The sequence below is a fragment of the Rhizobium sp. BK529 genome, assembly GCF_014194105.1.
In the GTDB taxonomy this organism is placed as follows: domain Bacteria; phylum Pseudomonadota; class Alphaproteobacteria; order Rhizobiales; family Rhizobiaceae; genus Rhizobium.
Window position 1 is genome coordinate 379,715 of record NZ_JACIAU010000001.1, and the last position, 20,222, is coordinate 399,936.

The 20,222-nt window shown below is 61.1% G+C and carries 20 protein-coding genes; 7 read left to right on the top strand and 13 right to left on the bottom strand.

The genetic code is table 11. The annotated features are described in order from the left end of the window. Positions 1-67: 67 nt before the first annotated feature. A complete protein-coding gene (locus FHX08_RS01845) occupies positions 68-820 on the bottom strand; it encodes a DUF2076 domain-containing protein (RefSeq protein WP_132653609.1) in 753 nt (250 codons plus the stop codon). A gap of 99 nt (positions 821-919) precedes the next feature. Then, positions 920-1,630: a hypothetical protein gene (locus FHX08_RS01850; RefSeq protein WP_132653610.1), complete on the bottom strand. Its 711-nt coding sequence runs from the start codon at positions 1,628-1,630 to the stop codon at positions 920-922. A 158-nt stretch (positions 1,631-1,788) separates the two neighbouring features. Here FHX08_RS01850 and FHX08_RS01855 point away from each other — a divergent pair, with 158 nt between their 5' ends. The 4 genes from FHX08_RS01855 to leuA all read left to right on the top strand — a co-directional run bounded on the left by FHX08_RS01855 (position 1,789) and on the right by leuA (position 5,815). After that, positions 1,789-2,376: an ATP-dependent Clp protease proteolytic subunit gene (locus tag FHX08_RS01855; RefSeq protein ID WP_132653611.1), complete on the top strand. Its 588-nt coding sequence runs from the start codon at positions 1,789-1,791 to the stop codon at positions 2,374-2,376. Between the two features lie 202 nt (positions 2,377-2,578). Further along, complete coding sequence (locus FHX08_RS01860; RefSeq protein ID WP_184326823.1) at positions 2,579-3,763, top strand: benzoate/H(+) symporter BenE family transporter; 1,185 nt, start codon at positions 2,579-2,581, stop codon at positions 3,761-3,763. A gap of 44 nt (positions 3,764-3,807) precedes the next feature. Next, positions 3,808-3,933: a hypothetical protein gene (locus FHX08_RS31815; protein ID WP_281026354.1), complete on the top strand. Its 126-nt coding sequence runs from the start codon at positions 3,808-3,810 to the stop codon at positions 3,931-3,933. A 157-nt stretch (positions 3,934-4,090) separates the two neighbouring features. Further along, a complete protein-coding gene (gene leuA, locus FHX08_RS01865; protein WP_184326824.1) occupies positions 4,091-5,815 on the top strand; it encodes a 2-isopropylmalate synthase in 1,725 nt (574 codons plus the stop codon). A 9-nt stretch (positions 5,816-5,824) separates the two neighbouring features. On the opposite strand, the gene FHX08_RS01870 is transcribed toward leuA, so the two are convergent. After that, positions 5,825-6,214, bottom strand: a complete 390-nt coding sequence (locus FHX08_RS01870; protein WP_132653614.1) for a winged helix-turn-helix transcriptional regulator — start codon at positions 6,212-6,214, stop codon at positions 5,825-5,827. Between the two features lie 96 nt (positions 6,215-6,310). Between FHX08_RS01870 and FHX08_RS01875 the strand changes: the two genes are divergently transcribed. After that, positions 6,311-7,288, top strand: a complete 978-nt coding sequence (locus FHX08_RS01875; protein ID WP_132653615.1) for a zinc-binding alcohol dehydrogenase family protein — start codon at positions 6,311-6,313, stop codon at positions 7,286-7,288. A gap of 3 nt (positions 7,289-7,291) precedes the next feature. Here FHX08_RS01875 and FHX08_RS01880 read toward each other — a convergent pair whose 3' ends face one another. The 4 genes from FHX08_RS01880 to FHX08_RS01895 form a co-directional block, all read right to left on the bottom strand. After that, a complete protein-coding gene (locus FHX08_RS01880; protein ID WP_132653616.1) occupies positions 7,292-8,128 on the bottom strand; it encodes an anti-sigma factor in 837 nt (278 codons plus the stop codon). 5 nt (positions 8,129-8,133) lie between these two features. Then, positions 8,134-8,646: an RNA polymerase sigma factor gene (locus FHX08_RS01885; protein WP_132653617.1), complete on the bottom strand. Its 513-nt coding sequence runs from the start codon at positions 8,644-8,646 to the stop codon at positions 8,134-8,136. Positions 8,647-8,857: 211 nt separating this feature from the next. Next, positions 8,858-9,418 carry a hypothetical protein gene (locus FHX08_RS01890; RefSeq protein ID WP_132653618.1) on the bottom strand — a complete coding sequence of 187 codons (561 nt, stop codon included), beginning with the start codon at positions 9,416-9,418 and terminating at the stop codon, positions 8,858-8,860. A gap of 159 nt (positions 9,419-9,577) precedes the next feature. Then, complete coding sequence (locus tag FHX08_RS01895; protein WP_132653619.1) at positions 9,578-10,486, bottom strand: metallophosphoesterase family protein; 909 nt, start codon at positions 10,484-10,486, stop codon at positions 9,578-9,580. 68 nt (positions 10,487-10,554) lie between these two features. Here FHX08_RS01895 and FHX08_RS01900 point away from each other — a divergent pair, with 68 nt between their 5' ends. Then, positions 10,555-11,034 carry an NUDIX domain-containing protein gene (locus tag FHX08_RS01900; RefSeq protein WP_132653620.1) on the top strand — a complete coding sequence of 160 codons (480 nt, stop codon included), beginning with the start codon at positions 10,555-10,557 and terminating at the stop codon, positions 11,032-11,034. A gap of 3 nt (positions 11,035-11,037) precedes the next feature. Here the strand turns inward: FHX08_RS01900 and FHX08_RS01905 are convergent, their stop codons facing one another. Beyond that, positions 11,038-12,027 carry a glutathione S-transferase family protein gene (locus tag FHX08_RS01905; protein ID WP_132653621.1) on the bottom strand — a complete coding sequence of 330 codons (990 nt, stop codon included), beginning with the start codon at positions 12,025-12,027 and terminating at the stop codon, positions 11,038-11,040. 278 nt (positions 12,028-12,305) lie between these two features. Here FHX08_RS01905 and FHX08_RS01910 point away from each other — a divergent pair, with 278 nt between their 5' ends. Continuing rightward, entirely contained in the window at positions 12,306-12,812 is a 507-nt protein-coding gene (locus tag FHX08_RS01910; RefSeq protein ID WP_132653622.1) for a GNAT family N-acetyltransferase, read from the top strand. A gap of 95 nt (positions 12,813-12,907) precedes the next feature. Here the strand turns inward: FHX08_RS01910 and FHX08_RS01915 are convergent, their stop codons facing one another. Genes FHX08_RS01915 through FHX08_RS01935 form a run of 5 tightly spaced genes read right to left on the bottom strand, consistent with a single transcriptional unit; the run spans position 12,908 to position 20,155 of the window. Beyond that, a complete protein-coding gene (locus FHX08_RS01915; RefSeq protein WP_132653623.1) occupies positions 12,908-13,324 on the bottom strand; it encodes an N-acetyltransferase in 417 nt (138 codons plus the stop codon). A 2-nt stretch (positions 13,325-13,326) separates the two neighbouring features. After that, positions 13,327-15,399 carry a hypothetical protein gene (locus tag FHX08_RS01920; RefSeq protein ID WP_132653624.1) on the bottom strand — a complete coding sequence of 691 codons (2,073 nt, stop codon included), beginning with the start codon at positions 15,397-15,399 and terminating at the stop codon, positions 13,327-13,329. A 1-nt stretch (position 15,400) separates the two neighbouring features. Next, complete coding sequence (locus FHX08_RS01925; RefSeq protein WP_132653625.1) at positions 15,401-18,214, bottom strand: DUF4159 domain-containing protein; 2,814 nt, start codon at positions 18,212-18,214, stop codon at positions 15,401-15,403. After that, the gene (locus FHX08_RS01930; protein WP_132653626.1) at positions 18,211-19,131 is read right to left on the bottom strand and encodes a DUF58 domain-containing protein; all 921 of its coding nucleotides are present in this window, start codon (positions 19,129-19,131) and stop codon (positions 18,211-18,213) included. Before FHX08_RS01930 ends, FHX08_RS01925 begins: the two co-directional genes overlap by 4 nt. Before the next feature lie 13 nt (positions 19,132-19,144). Further along, positions 19,145-20,155, bottom strand: a complete 1,011-nt coding sequence (locus FHX08_RS01935; protein WP_132653627.1) for an AAA family ATPase — start codon at positions 20,153-20,155, stop codon at positions 19,145-19,147. Positions 20,156-20,222 lie beyond the last annotated feature (67 nt).

The following is a 20,222-nucleotide window of genomic DNA, read 5'->3' on the forward strand; positions in this document are numbered from 1 at the left end:
ACGGCCTGAGCCTAAAGCGAAGGGCCGGGCAAGGCCGCGGCGGTCTAAAACCTACAGTCGCCCACCTTCAAACATCCGTCGTATCGTTACCGGAATCGTCGAAAAAGTCGTCATTGTCGTCGGTGTAATCGGCCTGCTGGATATTGTCGTCATTATTGGTCCGGTCGTCGTCAGCCTGGCTGTTGTCGCCGTAGTAGTTGTTGATGACGGTTTCCTCGACAGGGCTGCCGGCATTGCCGAAGGGGTTGGCGCCGGCAAAGGGCGAGCCCCAGCCGAGCGACGACATGTGGTTGCCGAAAATGCCGGAAAGCGAGTTGGCGAGCAGCATGCCCCCCGCGACACCGGCTGCCGTGCCGAGGGCGCCGCGCAGGAAGCTGCCGCCGGCAGATGGCGCATAGGCCTGTTGCGTCCAGGGGCCGGTAGGCTGTTGCGGCATCTGGCGAGTGTTGTCGTATCCGCGCGGCTGTTCGTAGCTATCTCTCGGTGCGCTACCCCATGGGCCAGGTGCAGGGGCCGGCTGTTGTGTCTGCGTATTGCCGAAGATGGAGCTCAGGAAGCCGCCTTGTTCAGCCTGGCGGCGGTCGCCTCCGCCCGCTTCAAGCTGATGGACGCGCTCTTCAAGCTCCTTGATGTGGTTGGCGGCGGCTTCCAGACCCTTTTCCTGAACGATGACGGCCTGCGCCAGGTAGTAGGCGGCAGACGGCTGCGCACGGGTCGCTTCTGTTATCAGCGCCTCGGCTTCCGGATCGCGCGGTGTTGCGCCCGCAGTGCGGACGCGATCGAAGAGGGCAGTCAACAATTGGCGTTCTTCCGGTGACATGTCCTGTCTCCTTTAAAGTTCTGCGGCAAGACCGTGTAAGGGTGAGTTAGGAAGCAATTTGGGCATTTCAAAGCCTTGGCAGCTTACATTTCGTTTAGCTTAGGCCTCCTTCAGCCAGACACGCAGCGGGCCTAAAAGCTCGAAGCCCGTGCGCAGCGCCTCATCCAGGTCGTCGCCGCGTTCGTACCCGACGAGCGGTTCTCCCGGATAGAGTTCGGCCGCCTGGGCGATCATCCCGCGACGTATGGCTTCGACTCGCCCGCCCCCGGCGAACAGATTGGAATGGCCGACGACGCCGCCGTGGTGATTGAGGATGCCGCCGCCGACTGGCTGGTCATGTTCGAAGCCAAGCAGGAAAGCGATTTCCGGATTATGCAACAGCGGCTCGGTAAAGATCGTCTGCGTTACCGGCCCGTTCGCCTTTGCCCATTCCGCCTCCCATCGCGCAAGATCTGCGGCGTTCTCCATGCGCTTCCATGTAAACGGGGATGGCGTCAGGGTCGGCCTCCACATGCCGATCCATTCGGCTTCGAACAGCATTGTGAAACCGAGGGGCGCGAGATCGAGAGCCGAGTAGCTGTCCTTGACCGCCCAGTCGCGTTTCTCGCTGTTGATCACCGTGACGATCGCTTCCACAGCTTCGCCGTCCGTCTCCGTCAGCGTTATGACATCCGGATAGAAGGGCGGGGTGTCCCGGCGATGGAACCAGAGTGTTGACGTAAACTCCCCGGGCGAGCCCTGCGCCTTGCAGACGGCGTCGCACCAGAATGCATTGTTGCGGATGGCTGCGCGCAGCAGGAAGGAGGTCATTTTATGTGTCTCCCGGTCTTTTCAGAGGATGTTACGATATCGTGCGTTTGTCATAAGAATATCTTCACGGGTTCCGGCCTTCCTCTTTTTCTCGCATTGTTTTACGCATTGAGTCGCACTATGTGCGAGGAACCGCATTGGTCGTGAGAGAGGTTCGAATGAACGAAGAAGAAGAACAGGACGAAAAGACGAAGGAACTGCCGCTCGGCAAGGAAACGGAGGCGAACCTTTTCAAGTCGCGTTCGATCTTCATCTACGGGCCGATCACGCAGGAACTGGCGCAGAAGGTTTGCACCCAGCTTGTGGCGCTTGCTGCCGCCAATGATGAAGACATTCGCATTTATGTGAATTCGCCCGGCGGCCATGTCGAATCCGGCGATTCAATCCATGACATGATCAAGTTCATCAAGCCGAAGGTGTGGATGATCGGTACGGGCTGGGTCGCCTCGGCCGGCGCGCTCATCTATGCCGCAGCTCCGAAGGAGCGCCGTATCTGCCTGCCGAATACCCGCTTCCTGCTTCACCAACCGTCCGGTGGCACCCGCGGTATGGCTTCTGATATCGAGATCCAGGCGCGTGAGATCATCAAGATGAACGAGCGCCTCATCAAGATCTTCTCGAAGGCAACCGGCCAGGCGGAGGAAAAGATCGCCAAGGATATCGACCGCGATTACTGGCTCTCGGCAGAGGATGCCGTCGCCTACGGTCTCGTTTCCCGTATCGTGACCTCGCAGAGCGAAGTCTGATTCTTCGCCAAGGCTGCTGAATTCACGCCCCGTCTGCCGATTGCAGGCGGGGCGTTTCATGTCTTCTTGCGCGGCACATGAAATCTGTTGGCAATCTCTGCGGAAATTGTCACTCGGGAGAACATTTCCCACAGCAATTCGGCTTGCGCGCAATTCTCCTATGTTGCTCCATGCGCAGTCTTAGCAGCCGGGAGTCGCTCCATTGATCAAAGATTTTTCCGTGCAGAGTCTGTTCATGGGTCTGCTGACGGCTTTCGTGGGGTTCACCAGTTCCTTTGCTGTCGTGCTGCACGGACTGCAGGCGGTTGGTGCGACCGATGCGCAGGCTGCGTCGGGGCTGATGGCGCTGTCGATTTCCATGGGGCTTTGCGCCGTCGTACTCAGCGCCGTCACGCGCCTGCCGGTCAGCATCGCATGGTCGACTCCGGGAGCCGCCCTGCTTGCCAGCATCGGTGCGATCGACGGTGGTTTCAATGCGGCTGTCGGGGCCTTCATCCTTTGCGGTGTGCTGATCGTCATTGCCGGGCTGTTCAAGCCGCTTGGACGGGCCGTCGCCGCCATTCCTGCACCGCTCGCCAATGCCATGCTCTCGGGCGTGCTGCTCGGTCTTTGCTTTGCCCCGGTCAAGGCCGTGGCCTTCAATCCGCTGCTCGGCCTGCCGATCATTCTGACCTGGATCGTGGTCGGCGCCTTCAAGCGGCTGTGGGCGGTGCCGGCTGCGCTGGCGGCCTTCGCACTGGTCCTCGCCTTCGGCGTCGATATTCCCGCGGGCGCCTCGGCCTCGATCGGACAATCGCTGGTCCCTGTTATCGGCATCGTCCATCCGGTTTTCAATCTCGCTGGTTTTGTGTCCATCGCCCTGCCGCTCTTCATCGTGACGATGGCCTCGCAGAATATTCCCGGCATCGCTGTGCTGAAGGTCAACCACTATGATCCGAAGCCGGGGCCGCTCTTTGCCGTTACAGGCGTTTTCTCGCTGCTCGCCGCGCCGTTTGGCGGACATGCAGTCAATCTGGCGGCAATCACGGCGGCAATGTGCGCCGGGCAGGACGCGCATCCAGATCCCTCACGGCGCTATTGGGCGGCCCTGATCTCGGGTATCGGTTATGTCGTTCTCGGTCTGCTGGCTGGGGCAGTGACTGCCTTTGTGGCATTGGCGCCGCCGATCCTGATTGAGGCCGTGGCCGGTCTGGCGCTTGTCGGCGCTTTCTCGGGTTCCGCCATGGCTGCCTTTCAGGCGCCGGAGTCGCGCGAAGCAGCGGCGATCACCTTCCTCGTCACAGCATCTGGCGTTTCCTTCGGCGGTATTTCGGGTGCCTTCTGGGGGTTGATCGCCGGCGGTCTGATGCTCGTTCTGTCGCGAATTGTGCAGGCGAGGAAAAAGTAGGCGAGGGGTTGCCGGAATTTCCGGCGGAGGCTATAAGCGCGGTCATGAAGAGCACAAGCGCACGGATTTCCGAGACGATTGCACGCGGCCGCACGGCCCTGCGTGACAATACGCGTGCCCTGACCTCGCTTCTTCTCCTCGGCCTTACGCGCGGTTGCCGGGTCCTTTGAGGAGCGCCCGGCGGCCGAAAGCCCGCCCGGCCATCGCTCCTCGCGACTCACATTCAAAATTGACCAAACGACCGATCAAAGGTCCGCATTTGCTGTCGCCAAGCCAGATATGATCGGCTAAGACGCGGGGCAAATGCCGGGACGAGGAGACAAGACAATGGACACGACCAACAGCCGATCCTCCGCAGGCGCCAAGGGCATGCCCGACGCCGCCGTCAAATACCGGCCCTATCCGCAGGTCAACATTCCCGACCGCACCTGGCCGACCAAGACCATCACCAAGGCGCCGATCTGGTGCTCCGTCGATCTGCGCGACGGCAATCAGGCGCTCGTCGATCCGATGGGCCATGATCGTAAGGCGCGCATGTTCCACTTGCTGCTGGAAATGGGCTTCAAGGAAATCGAGATCGGTTTCCCGTCTGCCTCGCAGACCGACTTCGATTTTGCCCGCTGGTGCGTGGAAGAGGGCAATGTGCCTGACGACGTCTCGCTGCAGGTGCTGGTACAGTGCCGGCCCGAGCTGATCACGCGTACCTTCGAGGCGCTGGAAGGCGCCAACCGGCCGATCGTACACTTCTACAATTCCACCAGCGAGCTGCAGCGTCGCGTGGTGTTCGCCAAGGATGTGCAGGGCATCAAGCAGATCGCTGTCGATGCGGCCAAGATGATCACGGATATGGCGGCCAAGGCGGGCGGTGGTTATCGGTTCGAATATTCGCCCGAGAGCTTCACCGGCACCGAACTCGACGTGGCGCTGGAAATCTGCAACGCGGTCATTGAGGTCGTGAAGCCGACGCCCGATAACAAGCTCATCATCAATCTGCCCTCGACCGTCGAAATGGCGACACCAAACGTCTATGCCGACCAGATCGAATGGATGTGCCGCAATCTCGACAACCGCGAGAACCTGATCATCTCGCTGCATCCGCATAATGACCGCGGCACCGGCATTGCCGCTGCCGAACTGGCCTTGCTGGCGGGCGCCGACCGCGTCGAAGGCACGCTGTTCGGCAATGGCGAGCGCACCGGCAATGTCGATGTCGTCACCATGGCGCTCAACATGTTCACCCAGGGCGTCGATCCGGAAATCGACTGCTCGAACATCGAACGCATCAAGGAAGTCTTCGAATATTCGAACCAGATGGCAATTGCCGAGCGTCATCCTTATGTCGGCGAGCTGGTCTACACGGCCTTCTCCGGCTCGCATCAGGATGCGATCAACAAGGGCATGAAAGCCGCTCAGGTTGCCAACCATCCGGTCTGGGAGGTGCCCTACTTGCCGATTGACCCGCGCGATGTCGGCCGCTCCTACGAAGCGATCATCCGCATCAATTCGCAGTCCGGCAAGGGCGGCATCGCCTACATCCTGCAGCAGGATTACGGGCTCAACCTGCCGCGCAACCTGCAGGTCGAATTCCGCGAAGACATCCAACGCATCACCGATGAAGAAGGCAAGGAGCTTCCCTCAAAGCGCATCCACGACCGCTTCATCGAGCGTTACGTGACCCAGCCGGGCGCCCGCCTCAAGTTCGTCGACCACCACACCTATCCCGATACAGAGCACAAGGGACAGCGGATCGTGGCGGCCGAGATCACCGACAATGGTGAGATCAAGCGTATCGAGGGCCGCGGCAACGGGCCGATCGACGGCTTCATCAATGCCCTGTCGCATTATCTCGGCATCGAGATGTCGGTCGAGGATTATTCGGAGCATTCGCTGCAGCATGGCTCGAATGCCGCCGCTATCTCCTATGTCGAGACGTCCTATCCGGGCGGAAAGGTCTTCGGTGCGGGCATCAACACCAATATCGTCGCCGCATCGCTCGAAGCGATCGTGTCGGCTGCCAACCGCGTGCTCGACGTGAAGGCCGGCAAGGCCTGAGTGTTGTGATCAGGCCGCGATCGCTCCGGCGTGACGCGGCCTGACGATGCAATCGGCGAGCTCATCGAGCTCGCCCTGCGCCTCAGCATGGTCCTGTCCCCATTGGCATAGCGCAAAGAGGATCGGCTCCAGTCCGAGGCCAAGTTCGGTCACCGTATATTCCACCCGCGCCGGCACCTCGCCAAAGACCTCGCGGCGCACGAGGCCGTGTTCCTCCATTTCCCGCAATTGCTGGATCAGCACCTTCTGGGTGATGTCAGGCATCATGCGCTTCAGTTCCGAAAGCCGTTTGGGGCCGGAAAAGATATAGTAGAGAATGACGGGCTTCCATCGCCCGGAGATCACTTTCAGAGCCCGCTCTACGGGCAGTTTCGGCAGCCTCTTGATTGGCTCGGCCATGGACACCTCCTGGTGGGTAGGGCACTGATATGTGTGTATTTTGAGCTGGAAATCGAGTGCTAAGACGACCCCACGCCATCAAAACGCGAGGTCGCCATGAAAGCCATTCAGTTTAGCCGATTCGGTCCACCAGAGGTTCTCAAGCTTGTCGAAGTACCGACGCCCGAGCCGAAAGAGAGGGAGGTGCTGGTGCGCGTCCATGCCGCCGGCGTCAATTTTTTTGAGGTTCTAATGCGCGGCGGTCGCTACGCCATGACGCCGTCGCTGCCGATGTTTCCCGGCGTGGAAGCGGCAGGCGTTGTCGAAGTGTCCGGACCGGGTGCTGATACCTCGCTCGTTGGAGGACGTGTCGCCGTGCCGCTTTTTGCCATCAGACACGGCTATGGCGGCTATGCGGAATATGTGGTCGTGGATTCGGATTCGTTGGTGCGACTGCCGGACAGCGTATCTTTTGCGGATGCCACGGCGCTGATGGTGCAGGGGCTGACAGCTCTCCATATGGTGCGCCGCAGCCCGCCCAAGGGAAAGGCCGTAATTGTCAACGCTGCCGGCGGTGGTGTGGGTTCCCTACTGGTGCAGTTAGCCAGGTCTGAAGGCGCGTCCATGGTCATTGCCGGTGCGGGCAGCGAGGCAAAGAGGAAGCTTGCATTGTCGCTCGGTGCCGATCTGGCGGTCGATTATACCAGGGAGGGTTGGGTGGCCTCGGTGAAGGCGGCGACTGCAGGACAAGGCGCCGACGTTATTTATGAGACCGTCGGCGGCGATCTCGCCAAGGCTTCACTCGCAGCGCTTGCTCCCGCCGGGGAGATGCTGCTGGCGGCGATGGGACGGTTTTCATTCGATCTCGCCGAAATCCGTTCCATGCTCGATCTGAACCAGTCATTGAAGGGTTTCTCGCTTCTGCCGCTGATTGCAGACGATTGGAGAAGGGATCTCGCCGCGCTCTTCGAACTTGTTGTCTCAAGAGCCTTGAGCGTTGTGCAAGGGGGAAGCTTTCCGCTCCATGAGGCTGCAGAGGCGCATCGCGCGCTGGAGGAGCGCCGGGTCAGCGGAAAGGTCGTGCTGGTGCCGTAGCCGTCAGATAGCGGCGGCGATTTCCATGGCAAGCTGGCTAAGCGTGGCTTCGGCGGAGGGGCCTGCCAGGACATAGGAAGTGCCGGCATTGTGCCAGGTTACCAAGCCGATCTCGTCGCGTATCGTTTCCTTGAAGTCTTCCGTTGCCGGCGGCTGGGCATCCTTGCGGAAGCAGATCGAGACAATATCGCCATCGGCATTGGAATAGACGAGCTGACCCACGGGACGGCTATCGCCGAGGATCACGCGCGCACCCTGGAAGGTCCAGGATTTAGCCGAGAGATCCGGCACGCGGAATGGCACGCCGATTGCGGTGGTCAGCCATGACGAGATTTCTTCGGCCTGTGAGGCCGGGACTTCGACGAGATGACGCGGCTGGCGCATCAGAAGTCGCTGGAAGGCGGTGACGTCACCCAGCCAGTCATTTGTATTGATCTGGGGCGTTGCGACCGGTGCGGCATCATCCGTATCCGGCGCATTGCCGATGAAATAGCCGATGCCGCCGCCTATGACGAAAAGGATGAGAGCAGCTGCAAGCGCCTGACGGCCGCTTGGCGCGAGCTTGAGCTGCGGGCGTGCGTTGCGCTGGGCGATCGGTGTCTTCGGTGGCTGCGTGCTCTTGATGGAACGGACAAGCGACAAGGGAACCGGTTCCTTCAGCATGTCATCCAGCTTGCGGCGGCCAAAATCGACACCGTGGCGGAGCTTGTCGTAGAGCTTGCGGGCGTTTTCATCGATTGCGAGCCGGTTTTCCAGCTCCAGCTTCTGTTCCGGTGTCGTTTCACCGTCGAGGAGGGCGGCAAGCTGGGCTTCAAGCGGCTGTTTTTTGAAATCGAGCAAATCAGTCAGTACCTGTGGACGGGTGGATTGTGACCGGACAATGCGGCGAAATGGAGTCGTGCTGTGGCAAGTTGACCAGCGATGCTGCCGATCGCGATGCCCATGATCTCAGCCGCCTGCTGGTAGCTATGGCCCTCTACGTCGATCAGCAGGAAAATACTGGCGACGCCTTCGGGCATTTCCGCGAGCAGGCGGTGCAGCGCATCGGTATCGACGACGGCGCTACGGTCGCGAATGGCGTCGCGGATATCAGTGACGTTGCCCCGTGCGGCTGGCCGCGGCTTACGCTTGCGGCTGTCTTCGGCCCATTGCTGACGGGCCACCGTATAGATCCAGCTTTCCAGCCGGCCTTCGCCGTTCCACTGGTTTCCCTTGGAAATTGCACGCAGACAGACCGCCTGGACCAGTTCATCGGCCGTCGCCGTCTCTCCCGCGAGCGTAATAGCAAAGCGGCGGAGGCGGGGCAGGAGGCCGACGAGGTCACGCCGGATATCGGTGGTGGTGGCGGGTTGGCGCATTGTCGTTCCAAGAAGCATTCACATCGGCAGGCGTCTTTGCATTCGAGCCGGCTCCGCGTACGGGCATTGCCCGGCGGGCACGAAGCCTTGTATTTACCCCGGCCATGCAGGCGGCTTTATGGAACAAGTCGCCTGCATTTCGCAAGCGCGGGGATCTGAATTCATCCATCCCTTCCCAAGGGATTTCGTACCATACCCCGTGGAGCTTGCCTCAATATGTCCTGTAACCGTTCAGGCTCTGGAGAAGGGCACGATAGGCCCAGGTATTCTCGCCACCGCGATCGCGGATCTCGACGAGCTGGACGCGTGCGCCCTGGAGGTCGCCTTGCTCGACGAGCGCCATGCCCATGTAGGAGCGGGCGAGGATATAATTCTCATCCTGCTGCAGCGCCTTCCTATAATAGGACATGCCGAGTTCCACACGGCCGGCCTTGCGGTTGGCATAGCCGAGATAGTTCAGGATGCGCGGATCGTTCTGGTTCTTGGCGAGGTTGAGCACCGTGATCGCGTTCTCATACTGGCCGGCATAAGCGAATTCGCGGGCAAAGTTGAAGAGCTCGTCATCGTTGAAGCTCTGCTTTTTGGCATCGACGCATTCCTTCTTCTTGGCGTCCCAGACCTTGCCCTTGGTGCAGGTTTTGGTCGTTTCGGTCTTTGGGGGCGGTGAGGTGTCATCATTGCTGCCACCGACCGCAAAAGCGGATGTGGCTAGCCCGACAGCGAAGATGGAAACAAGCGAAAGTCTGCACAGGCGATGAAGGGAAGCAGTCATCAGGCATACTCCGTTTTGAGGCGACGCATTGGTCGAATTGTACGCCGACGCTTAAAAATACCAATAGGCCTGGCGGCCTTTATTGCTTCCGTTGCGACGTCGGCGACCGCTCTTCACAAGTTAATTGAACTGGCGCCGAGATTGATTCCACAACCGCTTCTAAAGTGCGAAAATATCAACGCTTTTCGGCATCATGCCGTCGGCTGCGTCGTTTATGCTGAAGCGTTCGCCCTTCAAGTCCCAGGCGCCCGGGGAGCCGGAAATCGAGAAGAGGTTATAGGCGGCTCGGGGCTTGATGCCGCCCGGCCCCTGCGAGGCCGAAGCGATACCGACGACCGGCACCGGACCGGTCTGTCCGCGCAGCCAGTAAAGGGTGTTGAGATGTGTGTGACCATGCAGCACGAGTTCTGCTCCACCCGTCGACACGACGGCCGCGAAACGGCGGATGCCGATCATGCGCTTGTAGAAAGAGGTCGCACCGCGGATCGGCGGATGATGGATCATGACGACGCGAAAAAGGCCGGCCTCGCCGGCAGCGCGCAGCATGTTGACCGTATCGCGTGCCTGACGCGCGCCGAAGAATCCCGACGCGGCGAACGGTGGGGTTGCGACCGCGGTGGAACAGCCGACGATTGCGACCTTGTCGCGGATGCGTAGGTAAGGGAAGATGTGGCGGTCTTCTTCCCATTCCGGTGGGGCGAGGTCGCCGCGCACGTAATCATACCAGGCGCGCATCGATTTCTCGTAGGCACCCGGCACATAGGCGTCATGATTGCCGGGTACGACCGAGGTGGCGGCGGGATCGCCGAGTTCGCGCAGCCAGGCTGCCGCGCTGCGGATCTCAATGCCGCTTGCAAGATTGACGAGGTCGCCGGTGACCGCCAGATGGTCGGCCTTATGAGTGCGAATGTCGTCCAGCAGCAGATCGAGCGTGCTACCGAAAAGATGCTTGCGCCGGTTGCGGTGCCAGTTCACAAAGCCCGTAATGCGTTTCGAGAAAAGCTCGTGAATGGAAAGGCGTGGCAGGGGTCCAAGATGGACGTCGGAGATATGCGCGAGCTTGAACATGCAACGACACATAGACCAGCTTATTTACAATTCAAACACATCTTGGCGATGAGAGTCTGAAAGAACCCATGGCAGATAAACAAACATGGCCCCTTCACATGAAAGTGTCATTGAGGCTGCTGCACGTATATTTTTCCTTTGTGCGCGGCATGACGATGGGGGTGCGCGCAGCCTGTTTTGACGACAAGGGTCGGCTCTTTCTCGTTCGTCACAGCTATACCGGAGGATGGCATATGCCGGGCGGCGGGCTTGAGCGAAACGAGACGGCAGAAGAGGCGCTGATCAAGGAATTGCGCGAGGAAGGCAATCTCAAGATCGTCGGCAAACCTCAGCTCTTTCACGTCTATTTCAACACCAACATCACTCGGCGCGACCATGTGGTGTTCTACCGCGCCACCGTAGAGCAGACCGCGCCGCGGCCGCCGGACTGGGAGATTGCCGAAAGCGGCTTCTTCGAGATCGACAATCTGCCCGAAGAGACGACTGAAGCGACGCTGCGAAGGCTCGCCGAGCTCCGCGGTGAGGCAGAGCCGGCGCATTACTGGTGAGGCTCAGGCGGCGGCTGCAAACTTGTCACGGCCGTGTGGCCGGTCGAGATCGAGCGCCGGACCTGATGGCACGATGCCGGTCGGGTTGATTGTCTTATGGCTGCGGTAATAGTGCTGCTTGATGTGGCTGAAATTGACCGTGTCTGCCACATCAGGCGTCTGGTAGAGATCGCGCAGGTAGCCCTGCAGGTTGGGGTAATCTTCGATGCGGCGGATGTTGCATTTGAAGTGGCCAACATAAACAGAATCGAAACGTATCAGCGTCGTGAAGAGGCGCCAGTCGGCTTCGGTCTGCCGATCGCCGAAAAGGTAACGCCCCTTGCCGAGGCGTGCGTCGAGTCTGTCGAGCGTTTCGAAGAGCTTGACGACATTCTCCTCGTAGGCAGCCTGCGTGGTCGCAAAACCTGCCTTGTAGACGCCGTTGTTGACGGTATCGTAGACAACATCGTTGAGTGCATCGATCTCCGCCCGCAGGTCTTCCGGATAATAGTCCGCCGTCGATCCGGTCAGGTGATTGAAGGCGCTGTTGAACATGCGGATGATTTCGGCCGACTCGTTGTTGACGATCGTGCCCGTATGCTTGTCCCAGAGCACCGGGACCGTGACGCGGCCGGAATAATGCGGATCCGCTTTCACATAGACTTCCCATAGGGTCTTTGAACCAAAGAGCTGATCGCCCGTTGCGCTATTGCCGACCTTGAACTCCCAGCCGTTTTCCACCATCAGCGGGTCGACGATCGAAACGGAAATCAGATCTTCGAGCTTCTTCAGCTTGCGGAAAATCAGCGTGCGATGCGCCCAGGGGCAGGCGAGGGAGACATAAAGGTGATAGCGGCCAGCCTCGGCTTTGAAGCTGCCTTTCCCACTCGGGCCGGCTTCTCCATTTGCCGTAATCCAGTTGCGGAATTGCGAGGGCTGGCGCTTGAAATGGCCCTTCGTTTCCTTCGTATCGTACCAGACGTCATGCCAGACGCCGTCCACCAGCATGCCCATGAGCTTCACCTCTGAAAGTGATCGTTGCAGCGATAGATATCGCATCGCGCCGCGTTTTGCAGGGCAACAAAGATTGAACACTGCGTCTTAGTCGCCCTGATGCCGACGGAATTTTTGCAATAGACGGCGGAAATTTTTCCTGCTATCCGCCTTCCTCACAAATTTCTGGAATCCTGCTTGATGTCTAATCTCAGAGGCCTGCGACGACGCTGATGCTCCCGAACGCCTGAGGGCGTGTTCGCGAACCATATATCTGCGTTTATCCGGTCTCTGTTTCCATGCTCATGTACAAGCACGATCTCGTCTACCTCACCGAGGAGGCGTCTCACGACGCCGCTATCGAACTCATCAATGAAGAAGCCTTCGGCCCTGGCCGGCACACGCGCGCCGCGGCCCGTATCCGCGAGCAGGGGCCGCATGATCTGTCGCTCTCCTTCATCTGCGCCGACGACGGCGAAACGATCGCTTCAGTACGGATGACGCCGGTTTTGGCCGGAACGGTCAGGGGCCATCTGCTCGGACCGCTTGCGGTGCGGCCGTCACACAAGAACAGAGGTATCGGCCGTGAACTGGTGCGCATCGCGGTTGAGGCTGCCAGGCGCAAGGGTTCGGAGGCCGTCATTCTCGTCGGCGATCCGCCCTATTATTGTCCGCTCGGCTTCGAGAAGGTCGCTTATGGCGCCCTGATTTTTCCCGGCCCCGTCGATCCGGGCCGCGTGCTCGTCGTACCGATCGCAGAGGACACGCATGCACGGCTGAAGGGCAAGATCGCCTGGCGGCGATAAAGCATTTCCATTCGTCTTCGAATCGCGGACACACTCTATCTCTTACGCACTTCCGGACGCAAAACCGCTGCGCAGTTTTGCTGGAATTGCTGTCGTCAGAGCATCTTCTTGAGAAACGTCCGCGTGCGGCCCTCGGGAAAATCCGGCAACTCGCCGAAGACTTCGTAGCCCTGACGCTGGTAGGCACTGAGCGCATGCGGGTTGAACGTGTCGATCCAGGCACCGCGACAGCCACGGGCGGCCGCTTCTTCCTCCGCTTTCGCAAGGATCTTGCCGGCTATGCCACTGCCGCGCAGCATGTCGGGAATGTACAGCATCTGCACGAAGAGCCAGCCCCAGGCGGTGAAGCCGGACAGGCCGCCGGAGACCTTTCCATCGGTATCGCGGATCAGGACGGCTAGCAGCTGTCGTTCCGACGGGCCGACATCGGCTGTGTTGAAAGCCGTCAGCCCATCGGCGATGACCGCAAGCTCTTCCGGTGAAGGGGAGGCGGTGAGCTCGAACTCTGCCACGGCTAGCGTCCTTCGCGCCACCACATGGCGCCAAAGGCCAGAAGCAGAATTCCGACACCCGCAAATCCCGCGAAGAGCGGCAGGGTATTGATGCCCTTCAGCACGGTCTCATTGGTCATGCGGATCTGCATGCGGTCATTATCTGTCACGCGCACCTGGCCGCGCACCGGCAGGATCGGCGGAACGTTGATCGTACCGGCATTGTTGACGACGCGAGCCACTAGGCCGCGGCTCTTGTCGGTGATCGGCTTCAGCGCCGACGTCGTTGAGATCATCGCCTTGAATTCCGGCGCGTCGACCGCGCCAACATGGGCGAGCGTCGTCAGGTCCCCGTTGCGAATCTCGAAAAGCCCGATCTCGTCCATGCGCTTTTCCGCCTTGTAGAGACCGGGCTCGGTCTGCGTCAGCGGCAGGTTTTCGGTCCTGCCGGAGGGGTAGCGCACGATTGCGTCGCCCGGCGCATCGCCGATCGTCTGGCGCGTGATTTCCAGTGTGCGGCCGGACGCACGAGCCGTCAGCGCCTCTTCTTCCAGCGCCGGTTCCTTCATCAGCCAGTGGGCGATGCGGCGATAGAGGGAAACATGCGGACCACCGCCCTCGAAGCCGCGCGCCCAGAGCCAGCCCTGGTCGGAGAGCAGCATGGCAACACGGCCCTGGCCGGCACGGTTCAAAACGAGCAGAGGATGATTATCGGCGCCGACCATGACAGTCTGGCCCTGCGGTCTGCCGACATCGACGCTGCGGAACCAGCGGCCCCAATGCGGCGGTTCGTCGGCAGAACCATCGAGCCCGCGGGTGACGGGATGCTTGCGACCCTGTTCGGAAAGGCGGGGGTAGAAGGCCTGTTCGATCATCCGTCCGGTCGGCTCGGCCGGCAGCACGGAGGCGAGCGGCGTCATGGCGATCGATTCCGGGCTCGCGTGTTCGGGACCGGCCGCAATCAGCAATGCGCCGCCATTTTCCACATACTGGGCGATGTTGTCGTAATAGAGCATCGGCAGCACATTGGCGCGATCCTGATAGCGGTCGAAGATGATCAGGTCGAAATCCTTGATCTTGTCGACGAAGAGCTCTCGCGTCGGGAAGGCGATCAGCGACAGCTCGTTAATCGGCGTGCCGTCCTGCTTTTCAGGCGGTCGCAGGATGGTGAAATGTACGAGATCGACGGACGCATCCGATTTCAGGAGATTGCGCCAGGCGCGTTCGCCCGCATGCGGCTCGCCCGAGACGAGGAGAACGCGCAGGTTTTGGCGAATGCCGTCGATAATGTGGACGGCGCGGTTATTGGCGTCCGTCACCTCGCCGGGGATGCCGGCAACAGAGAATTCCAGGACATTCGCGCCGCCGCGCGTCACCTTGAAGGAGAAGGGCGTATCCTGGCCGGGCGTTGCCTGGAGCGTGGCGATCTCGTCGCCGTTGAGACGTACCGTCACGGTTGCCGCGCCGCCAGGGCTCGGGCCGTCGTCGAAGACACGCAGCATAAGCTGCTGCTCCTCGTTGACGATGCCGAAGCGAGGCGCCTTGATGACTTCAATGCGACGGTCGAACTCGTTCGGTTTGCCGGTAATCAGGCCATGGATCGGTGCGTCGAAGCCCAGTGCCTGATTGACGCCGGGCACGTCATGCACCTCGCCATCCGTCAGCATGATCGCCCCACCGACCCGCGAAGGGGGTACATCGGCGATGGAAGCGGCCAAGGCCTCGAAGAGGCGGGTGGAAGGCATATCGGAATTGCGGTCCTCGTTCACGTCGACGAAGCGGGGCTCGATCTGCGGGAAGCGGGCGAGCTGGGTCTTCAGCGAAGCAAGCGCGTCATCCGTCATCGTCATACGATCGGCTGTCTGCTGGCTCTGGCTGCGGTCGACGATGACGGGCACGATGGTGGAAAGCGGATCGCGGTCTTCCTGCAGCAGCACGGGATTGGCGAGTGCGGCGAGCAGTGCAAGCGCTGCCAGCGTGCGGATCCATGCGCCGCGCATGCCGCGCCAGATCGCGAAGGCGGCGATCAGCAGCACGATGGCAGTCAGTACCGCTAAATAGGGCCAGGGCAAGAAGGGCGAATAATCAAGCGTCATGTCACTGTCCCAGCCGTTCGAGCAGGTCGGGCACGTGGACCTGATCGGTCTTGTAGTTGCCGGTCAGCATGTACATCATGATGTTGACGCCGGCGCGGAAGGCATATTCGCGCTGCGTTTCATCCGGCGGCACGGTCGGAAGCACCGGCATTTCATTCTCGTCGATGGCCCAGGCACCGGCAAAGTCGTTTGCCGTGATCAGGATCGGCGAAACGCCATCCGCGGCGGCGGCCGGCTTGTTGCTGTTGCTCTGGCCGTTCTGCCGCGCCTCGATCCAGAGCGGGCTGCCGGTGTAACGGCCAGGGAAGCTCGATAGAAGATAAAAGGACTTGGTCAGCACGTGGTCGTGCGGAACAGGCTCGAGCGGCGGAATGTCCAGATTGGCAAGGATCTCTTGCAGACGCTGGCCGTTGGCGGTCGTGTCGTTGCTGCCTTCGAGCGAGTCCATTTGGTCGCGCGTATCGAACAGCACCGTGCCGCCATTGCGCATATAGGCGTCGATGCGGCTGATGGCGGCGTTCGACGGCATGGGCGCGGTTGCCGAAATCGGCCAGTAGATGATCGGATAGAAGGCAAGTTCGTCCTTGTTGAGATCGATGCCAACGGGTGGGGCCGGCTCCAGCGTCGTGCGGTAGGTCAGGAATTTCGTCAGCCCATCGAGCCCCTGCTCGGAAATATTGTCCACATCCTGTTCGCCGGTTACGACATAGGCGAGATGGGTATTATCGAGCCGCTGCAGGATGATGTCGTCACCGGGCTGGGTATCGTTGGCATGCATGATATCCGGTCGCAGCATGAGGCCGGCCGCGAGGGCAACGGCGATCGTTGCTGCAGTGCGGGCGCGCGGGCGCATGCGGGAGAAAGCGCCATTCATGAAGAGTACGATCAGGCTGTCGGCGAGAAGCAGCAGGAAGGCGATGAAGAACAGTGCCGGCTTGGCCGACCAGCTTTCGCCACCGATAAGGCCGGCACGCACGACATTGACGCCGCTCGTATCGAGCGGTTTCAGGTCAGCATTTTCGGGGAGCACGTTCAGTGCAGCAAAACCGTCCTCGGAGCCGTAGAGGCCGGGCGGATTGTCAAAATTGGCAATGGGCGCTGCCTTGGCATTCGGGATCAGCGGACGGGCATTGCCGGTTTCGGTAACCAGCGTGCCTTTGGCCGTCAGCATTCGGAAGGGTGGCAGGGTTTCGGCAATGCGCGCGCTGCCCGATGATTCCGAGGTCACACCGCCGGAGCGCGAGATCTGGATGAGGTGTCGCAACATTTCAACGAAGGTGCCCGAAATCGGCAGGTTCGACCAGGTCGCCTCGGCGCTCACATGAAAGAGCACGATCTGGCCGGCATTCATCTTGTTCATGGTCACGAGCGGCGTACCGTCAGTGAGGCTTGCCCAGGTACGCTCCGCGAGATCCGGTGTTGGCTCGGCCAGCACCTGGCGGTTGACCGTCACGTCGGTCGGCCGCGGTATGCCGGCAAAGGGGCTGAAGCTCGGAAATTCTGCCAGCGCCTGCGGTTCGCTCCAAGACAGGCTGCCGCCGAGGGCGCGTTCGCCCTGGCGTAGAATGACCGGGATCAGCGGATCCTCGGCCGGTGCGGCGGCAAGGCGCGGACCGGCGAAACGCAAGAGCATACCGCCATTCGATATCCAGCGCTGCAGTGGCGCGTAGGTATCCTCCGGCAGGCGGCCGATATCGGCCATGATGATAACAGAGGGATTGTTGGCGAGCAGCTTTGGAATGGCGACCGAGAGATTGGCATCGTTTGGGCGCACCAGATCTGCATAGGGTTCCAGCGCCCGCTGGATGTAATAGAGCGGCGACAACAGCGGCTGGAATTCATCGCCGCTTTCGCCCGAGAGAAGCACGACCCGGCGGCGCTTGAAGGCATCGTCGAGCAGATGCACTGCGCCTGCGGTGGCGCCGGTGTTGATGCTGACGCGGGCAAAATCGTTGCGCATTTCGAAGGGGGCCGAAATGCCGGCATTGACACTGGTTTGGCCGGGCGCAAAGTCGGCCCTGCCGGTGGCGATCACGCGTCCCTGCGCATCCTGTGCGTTGATCGGGACGGAGACCGCGCCACTGGGGCTGAGGCGGGTGACCTTCACCGTCATCGCATCTGCCGTATTGGTGGCGCCTGAAATGGCGACCGTCTGGGCTGCATCGCCTTCGATAAGGCGTAGTTCTGCGGGCTGGAGCTCGGAGAGTTGACGTACAGTGGCATCGTTGTCGCGGCTTACCGTACCATCGGTGAGGAAGGCCAGCGTGCCGGGACGGGCGCCGTTGAGAGCCGAGCGCAGAGCTTCGAATGCGCGCTGGCGATCCGGAACGAGCGGCTTCGGTTCGGCCGCGCGAAGCTTTTCGCGGGCGGCCGAGGCGGTCCCGGGTGTCGCATCATTTGTGGGATCGGCGGTGAATGCAATGGAGACGACTGCGCCGGCGGACTCGGCATCGGCAATCAGAGCGTCGGCCGTCTGGACACGGCGCTCCCAGTCGGGCGCCGAAGCCCAGCTATTGTCGACGAAGAGGACGAGCGGACCACCGGATGCGACCGTGCCGGTACGCGGATTGACGACCGGATCGGCGATCGCGAAGATGATGGCGGCTGCGAGCAACATGCGCAGCAACGTAAGCCACCAGGGGGTCTGTGCCGGCGTTTCCTCGCGCCGCAGCACTGTCGCAAGGATTTTCAGCGGCGGGAAAACTTCCGCCTGCGGGCGCGGCGGTGTCAACCGCAACAGCCACCAGATAACGGGAAGGGCAATCAGCGCGCCGAGGATGGCGGGGTAGGCGAAGGCAAAGGGAAGCGCGCTCAAAACTGTCCTCCATGCGTTGCCTTTGCCGGCATGCCGGAAAGATACATATGGACAGCGACCAGCGCTTCGGATGCCAGATGATCGGTACGATGGCTGACGAAGGTCCAGCCGAGATGGCGCAACGACTGGCCGAGATTTTCGCGGCGGGCGAGGTAGGCGTTGCGATAGGCCTCACGCAGGCTCTCGGCCCGACCTGATGTCAGCCGTTCGCCGGTCTCGGGATCGGTGAATTCGGTGCGGCCGTTATAGGGAAAGATTTCCTCGGCCGGATCGGCGATCTCGACGACGTGGCCGCGCAGACCACGGCGGGCAAGCGGGCCGAGGCGGGCCATAATGGAGGGCGCGTCATCAAGGAAGTCGCCGATGAGGATGAGATCGCTCCAGCCGCGCACCATGACGGTTTCCGGCAGGCCGCCAGTCAGCGGGGCGTGCATCAGGGCAGCAGCAAGCCGCTCGGCAGCATTGCGGGCAGAGATCGGTTCCATGACACCGGGGCAGCCGATACGCTCGCCGGAACGGGCAAGAATTTCGGCAAGCGCCAGCATGATGACGAGCGCGCGGCTTTCCTTTGACGCGCTGCCATAGGTCGACTGGTACATCATCGACGGCGACATGTCGGCCCAGAGCCAGATCGTGTGGGCGGCTTCCCATTCACGGTCGCGCACATAGGTATGGTCGTCGCGAGCGGAGCGGCGCCAGTCGATGCGCGACAGGCTTTCGCCTTCGCTATAGGGGCGGAACTGCCAGAAATTCTCGCCGATACCGCGTTTGCGGCGGCCATGCCAGCCGGCAATCACGGTATTGGCGATGCGTTTGGCTTCGACCAGACAATCCGGCACGAGGGAGGCCCGCTGTCTTGCGCGGGGGAGGGCATCGCTGCCGGGTGTCGGATTGACGATCTGTCCGATAGATGCCACGCGCAGCGCTTCCTTATCCCTTTGCCTGCTTCACCAGTCCGGCGATCACGTCTCGCACCGACATGCCCTCGGCACGGGCAGCGAACGTCAGCGCCATGCGGTGCTCGAGAACGGGCTCGGCGAGTGCATAGATATCGTCGAGCGAGGGCGCCAGGCGACCTTCATAGAGGGCGCGGGCGCGGGCGCAGAGCATCATCGCCTGGCCGGCGCGTGGGCCAGGACCCCAGGCGACATGCTTGTCGGTGGAGGCATTTCCCTGACCCGGACGGGCGGAGCGCACCAGCGAAAGGATGGCGTCGACAACCGTGTCGCTGACCGGCATCTGGCGCACGAGCGTCTGGATTTCTATCAGACGTGCGGCGTTGATGACCGGCTCGGGCTTGGCTTCGGTGAGACCGGTGGTCTCCAGCAGGATTTGACGTTCGGCCGCAAGCTCCGGATAGTGGACATCGACCTGCAGAAGGAAGCGATCGAGCTGAGCTTCGGGAAGCGGATAGGTGCCTTCCTGCTCCAGCGGGTTCTGCGTCGCCAGAACGTGGAAGGGTGATGGCAGGTCATAACGCTGGCCGGCGATGGTGATATGATATTCCTGCATCGCCTGCAGCAGCGCCGACTGGGTGCGCGGCGAGGCGCGGTTGATTTCGTCGGCCATCAGAAGCTGGGCGAAGACCGGACCCTTGACGAAACGGAAGGAGCGGCGACCGTTCTCGTCCTGGTCCATTACTTCGGAACCGAGAATATCTGATGGCATCAGGTCGGGCGTGAACTGGATGCGGTTTGCAGCAAGGCCCAACACTTCGCCTAGCGTCGTCACCAGCCTCGTCTTGGCGAGACCAGGGACACCGACGAGAAGGGCATGACCACCGGAAAGGACGGCGAGAAGCGTGTTTTCAACCACGCTTTCCTGACCGAAGATGACCTTGGAAACTTCCGCGCGGACGGCGGCGATATCGGATAGCGCTCTTTCTGCGGCGGCGACAATCGCCTGTTCATCGAGGCTGGCTTCGGTCTTGATCATACCCATGGGCATCTCCAACGGCTGAAATCATTCGGCTGCGAATCGTCTGACTTTAATAGGCGTGCCTCATACC

Coding starts and splice junctions, on each gene's coding strand:
- FHX08_RS01845 (WP_132653609.1), bottom strand. CDS start 820: ATGTCACCGGAAGAACGCCAATTGTTGACTGCCCTCTTCGATCGCGTC.
- FHX08_RS01850 (WP_132653610.1), bottom strand. CDS start 1,630: ATGACCTCCTTCCTGCTGCGCGCAGCCATCCGCAACAATGCATTCTGG.
- FHX08_RS01855 (WP_132653611.1), top strand. CDS start 1,789: ATGAACGAAGAAGAAGAACAGGACGAAAAGACGAAGGAACTGCCGCTC.
- FHX08_RS31815 (WP_281026354.1), top strand. CDS start 3,808: ATGAAGAGCACAAGCGCACGGATTTCCGAGACGATTGCACGCGGCCGC.
- leuA (WP_184326824.1), top strand. CDS start 4,091: ATGGACACGACCAACAGCCGATCCTCCGCAGGCGCCAAGGGCATGCCC.
- FHX08_RS01870 (WP_132653614.1), bottom strand. CDS start 6,214: ATGGCCGAGCCAATCAAGAGGCTGCCGAAACTGCCCGTAGAGCGGGCT.
- FHX08_RS01875 (WP_132653615.1), top strand. CDS start 6,311: ATGAAAGCCATTCAGTTTAGCCGATTCGGTCCACCAGAGGTTCTCAAG.
- FHX08_RS01885 (WP_132653617.1), bottom strand. CDS start 8,646: ATGCGCCAACCCGCCACCACCACCGATATCCGGCGTGACCTCGTCGGC.
- FHX08_RS01890 (WP_132653618.1), bottom strand. CDS start 9,418: ATGACTGCTTCCCTTCATCGCCTGTGCAGACTTTCGCTTGTTTCCATC.
- FHX08_RS01895 (WP_132653619.1), bottom strand. CDS start 10,486: ATGTTCAAGCTCGCGCATATCTCCGACGTCCATCTTGGACCCCTGCCA.
- FHX08_RS01900 (WP_132653620.1), top strand. CDS start 10,555: ATGGCAGATAAACAAACATGGCCCCTTCACATGAAAGTGTCATTGAGG.
- FHX08_RS01905 (WP_132653621.1), bottom strand. CDS start 12,027: ATGGGCATGCTGGTGGACGGCGTCTGGCATGACGTCTGGTACGATACG.
- FHX08_RS01910 (WP_132653622.1), top strand. CDS start 12,306: ATGCTCATGTACAAGCACGATCTCGTCTACCTCACCGAGGAGGCGTCT.
- FHX08_RS01920 (WP_132653624.1), bottom strand. CDS start 15,399: ATGACGCTTGATTATTCGCCCTTCTTGCCCTGGCCCTATTTAGCGGTA.
- FHX08_RS01935 (WP_132653627.1), bottom strand. CDS start 20,155: ATGGGTATGATCAAGACCGAAGCCAGCCTCGATGAACAGGCGATTGTC.